Source organism: Burkholderia sp. RF7-non_BP4 (genome assembly GCF_001521935.1).
GTDB lineage: Bacteria > Pseudomonadota > Gammaproteobacteria > Burkholderiales > Burkholderiaceae > Burkholderia > Burkholderia diffusa.
Genome location: NZ_LOTA01000006.1, coordinates 1 through 4,458 on the forward strand (window position 1 = coordinate 1; position 4,458 = coordinate 4,458).

2 protein-coding genes, 3 pseudogenes and 1 riboswitch are annotated in these 4,458 nt (G+C 55.9%); of the genes and pseudogenes, 3 read left to right on the forward strand and 2 right to left on the reverse strand.

Annotated features, from left to right (window positions below):
* Nucleotides 1-34: 34 nt before the first annotated feature.
* Nucleotides 35-102: riboswitch (Fluoride riboswitch) on the reverse strand.
* A gap of 82 nt (nucleotides 103-184) precedes the next feature.
* Nucleotides 185-757: pseudogene (locus WS49_RS33010) on the reverse strand (DDE-type integrase/transposase/recombinase); the annotation flags it as partial.
* On the opposite strand from WS49_RS33010, the pseudogene WS49_RS33015 reads away from it, so the two are divergent.
* The 3 genes and pseudogenes from WS49_RS33015 to WS49_RS36620 form a co-directional block, all read left to right on the forward strand.
* Nucleotides 692-871: pseudogene (locus tag WS49_RS33015) on the forward strand (IS3 family transposase); the annotation flags it as partial. The pseudogenes WS49_RS33010 and WS49_RS33015 sit on opposite strands and share 66 nt — an antisense overlap.
* 364 nt (nucleotides 872-1,235) lie before the next feature.
* A complete protein-coding gene (locus tag WS49_RS33020) occupies nucleotides 1,236-2,192 on the forward strand; it encodes a fimbrial protein (protein WP_082722019.1) in 957 nt (318 codons plus the stop codon).
* Between the two features lie 207 nt (nucleotides 2,193-2,399).
* Nucleotides 2,400-2,988: pseudogene (locus tag WS49_RS36620) on the forward strand (DUF4158 domain-containing protein); the annotation flags it as partial.
* A 309-nt stretch (nucleotides 2,989-3,297) separates the two neighbouring features.
* On the opposite strand, the gene WS49_RS02525 reads toward WS49_RS36620, so the two are convergent.
* A complete protein-coding gene (locus WS49_RS02525) occupies nucleotides 3,298-4,428 on the reverse strand; it encodes an IS110 family transposase (RefSeq protein ID WP_059524188.1) in 1,131 nt (376 codons plus the stop codon).
* Nucleotides 4,429-4,458: the final 30 nt, after the last annotated feature.

Here is a 4,458-nt window from a genome sequence, read left to right on the forward strand (position 1 = left end):
AAGGAAGGGCAACGGCCTACCATTCCATCCCCAGGAACACGCAGGGCATCATCAGCCGAACGAATCGGCGGTTCACGAAGGCATGCCATTGCCGCCGATACGGCGTCCTCGCGGCCTGGTGCTGTCAACTCGCCAAGGCTTCGATGCGATGGGCGGAGTTCGGGTATGTCCATGCGTAGGCCTATTCACGTAACGCTGACTGGATGAAGCGTTCGGCCTTGCCGTTAGTCTGCGGACGATACGGCCGCGTAAATTTGTGCCGGATACCCAATTCCTGGCAGGCCCGCGCAAACTCGTGCGAGCGAAATGCCGAACCGTTGTCGGTTAGCAATCGACGCACACGCACGCCGAGTCCGGCGTACCAAGCCACGGCATCGTGCAGGCATTTCACGGCACTGCCTTTCGTCTCGTCGGGATGCATCGCTGTGTAGGTAATCCGGGCATGATCGTCCACGGCGATGAACAGATACTCCCAGCCAACGCCATCGACCGTATCGCGCCGATTGCCGGTCACACGATGGCCAGAACGCGCGATACGGCCGAGCTTCTTGATGTCGATGTGCAGCAAGTTGCCCGGTGCCTCGTGTTCGTAACGCTGAACCGGTTCACGTGGTTGCAGGTCGCTCAACCGGGACAGTCCAGCACGCGCCAGCACCCGGCTGACGGTCGAGGCCGACACGCCCACCTGTCGGGCGATCTGAAGTACGAACTGGTCTATCATCAACGCTTCGCCACGCACGAGCAGACGTGGCACTCGATCAGCGAATACATCGAAATCTTCTACAGCCGGCAACGCACGCAGACACGCCTGAACTACCAAGCGCCTGTCGCGTTCACGCAGCATTTCTATCTGAATCAGATCGCTGCTTGACCCGTTGGCCTCCACGAATTCCGCCCGACCTCATGGTCGGTCATCGTGGTGGTATCGCTCGAACAAATCAGGACGGCTGCGAAAGCGGCACCGAAGGAAGAGTGTGTCGCGTCGGGGCATTGAAGACATAACTATTCTTAAACATATTTGGGATTGGTCCGAGATCAACTCATATTTTGGCTGATTCCTTGTGGCTGGGATTTTGTGGAAAATCAAACCTGCATCTATTTTCAAGTTCGATGCATTGAATTGGGCGGGGAGTTACGATGGGGCGGTTTCATTTCTAAAATTTTCTTATATAAAACTTACTCACCAAGGATGGTGTCATTTTGTCTTTGGATGTCAGTGTAATTGAGGGCTCTGAATGTTAAAAACAACACTTCACCTTATAATTTTAATGCTGTGTGGGATCTTTGTATCGCTTGGTTGCGTCGGTAATGCCTATGCTGACGATTACAATATCTCCTTGCCGGGAAAATTAACGATTAAGAGCCGGGGGGCGCAGGGGGAAATATTTGCAGCCGGAAAAGGCAATATCAATTATTTGTACTCTCCCAAAAACAACGTGAGTTTGATTGGGGATTTGCACTATTCTGGAGAGAATATAAACTATCAAGGCGCGCCCCTTGGGGTGTGGGATACCAATATTCGGGGGGTTGGGGTGGCGTACGCAGTAGTGGGGGTTCACTCTACTTGTGGTTTTGCGGGTAGCAGTCAATGTCGGTTCGTAGAATATGATCCGGATGATATTGAAGTGCTTATTTTATTAGTGAGAACTGGGGATGTTGGTTTTGGCTCCGCAAATCCTGGAGGAATTGAGTTGGTGGGTGATAATAGTTACCGTCAATACAATTTTCGTGCCAATGATGTGGAGATCGTTCCACCGACCTGTCAAATACAAACAAAAAATATCTCGGTTCAGATGGGTACGAATATCTCGACGTCGACCTTCAATGGTGTGGGGTCGGCATCGACACCGCAAGAATTTTGGGCGAAAATGACGTGCCCAGCGGGAATTCCTAATTTGTCTTATCAAATTGATCCAGCCGGTGGTTCGAGCGTCGTTGGAGACCCGAAGAACGGGATACTCTCACTGTCGAACGCAGGCGGCGCGTCGGGTGTAGGTGTCCAAATCACTAATTTCGACGATGGTAGCACTCCTGTCGGGTTGCAGGAGAGGCGATCCTTCGGTTCATTATATAACCCTGACCAAGGTGGCGATGTTTCCATCGGTTGGAAAGCCAGGTATATTCAAACCGATTCTAACGTAAAAGGTGGCGAGGCAGACGCGCAAGCAACCATTACGTTGTCGTACCAATAATCGAGAAATGTGAAAATAATTCAGCCAAAATAATAATTTGGCACGATGGGTAATCGTCTTTTTGTGAAAAAATCTGGTGGTTCGCCGCAAAGCCTTCTGTAGCAAGGCTTTGCAGTCGATTCTGACTATCGTCGACAGTCGTGACCGGGATATCCAGTAAGCTACCTACCCGCAATTTTCAATTGCGACCGTGACGGGAGACAGTAGATGCCAAGCTTGGAATTTCGGTATGTGGGGCAGGATCGCTTGCCCCCGCGACTGTCGGAGTTCAACGTCGAGCGTTACTTTGCGTTGGGCGACAGCGACTTGGCCGCGATCAGTGAACGTTTCTGGCGCGATCGCCGCTCAGGTGCCGCCATCCAACTGGTCTTTCTGCGGGCCAGCGGCCACACGCTGGATCATGTCGGGACCTTGCCACGGCAACTGCTACGCTATGTCGACGAGCGACTCGGCCTGCCGGTACCGTTGATCGCGTCGCTGCGCACGACCTACCAACGCTATAAGACTCGATACGAGCATCAGGTGTCGGCGTGCGTGCGAATACCTCGGCCTGACATCGATGGGCGCTGACCAATGGCCCGGCCTCTAAGCGTGGATGCGGCAAGATGCTGCCGAATCGCTGGCGCTCGACGAACTGGTGCAGCATGCGTACCACTGGCTGTACGAGAGGCGGCTCTTGATTCCCGCCGAGCGAATGTTACTGGACCTCGGGCGAGCGATCTGGGCGGAGGCAGAGCGTGGCCTGCTTGCGACGCTCCAGGCGACCGTCTGCGACACCCAACTGGTGCGCGCCGACCCGGTCTTGTCCACTGATATGACTTTCCGTGTCAAGTACGATCGGTTTTCAATCTCTTTCCATAGGTGTTCGAATTTCCTGAGGGCGACGTAGCAGTAATGCTCGACGGTGGATCACACTGACATACGCGGGTTGGTTACCGCATTACAGAGTTCCGTCTCATGAGCCTGCCGCTTTCTTAAAACGCAAGTCGGGGACTGCCCGTTGCGAAGTGGAGACGCGGATTGCTCGAATACCGGGCTACGCCGCCTTCAGGAAACTCCCTCCATGATCAGTTCATCGTTCATCCATATCGACCTGTCGCCGGTCTCATGCGGACTGCATGCCGCGCGGCAATGCAAGCGCCATCGCGAGTCGGGCGATGTCCCAGATGAAGCCGGCCAACTCGCGCGCAACGGCGACGACCGCGATGTTGGCATTCTTGCCGCGGGCCACGAGCTTGTGATATCGCCGGCACAGTCGCAACTGCGCATCCCATGCACGATCGATAATCGCTTTGGGGAGCCCTTCGTGTCGCTGCTGGATCTGCGGGGCAACGCGTGCCACGTGCCGATAGCTCCAGGCTGCCTCCACAAGTAGCTTGCGGGCATAGCTGTTGCCGGTCTTGGTAATGCTGCCTTGGCGTCGCTTGCCGCCCGACGAATGCTCCGAGGGCGTCACACCGAGCCACGCCATGAGCTGACGTGGGTGCGTGAAGCGCGACAGGTCACCCAGCTCCGAAACCATGCCGACAGCCGTAACAAACTGCACGCCGCGCATCGCCTGCAGAGCCAGCACCACAGGGTAAAAGCGCCAGCTGATGACTGCATCGCGCAACGCCGCCTCCAGTCGTCCACACTGCACAAGTCGATCCTCGATCGTGCGTCGATGCTCTTCAAATGCCAGTTGTTGCCACGCGTTAGCGAACGAATAGCCGCTGAGCCAGCGTCGATGCGATTCGCTCCAGTCCGCACGGCCTGTATAACCTACGCCATGTGCGAGCAGAAACGACTTCAGGCGCTGCCTGGCCTGCCGCAAATCTTCCTTGGCCACTGCCCATGCCCGGGCCAAATCCCGGAAGGCTTCGTCTTCGACAGTAGGGACGTACACGGCCGACAGGTCGCCTGCGCGAAGAGAGCGCACGAGCTTTGCGGCGTCGCGCCGGTCTGTCTTGACGCGCTCGCCGGGTTTCCTGGGAATTAGCGATGGCGCACAGACCATAGTCTCGAAGCCGCGCTCCGTCAGTTGCCGGTACAGCCCGTAGCCGCACGGACCAGCCTCATAAACCACACGCACGTGTGAAGCTTTCGACTGCAGTCGCTTGCACAGCCGATCGATCTCCGTTTGGGTTGTGCCGATCTTGCCGAGCGACTCGACCTCGCCTGCGTCGATCGCGTAGGCGACCGTAATCGATGGTGGATTCAACCGGTCGATGCAACACACTAGACGCTGCGTAAGCAGTGGAGGTGTTGCAAATGAAACAGCGGCGCA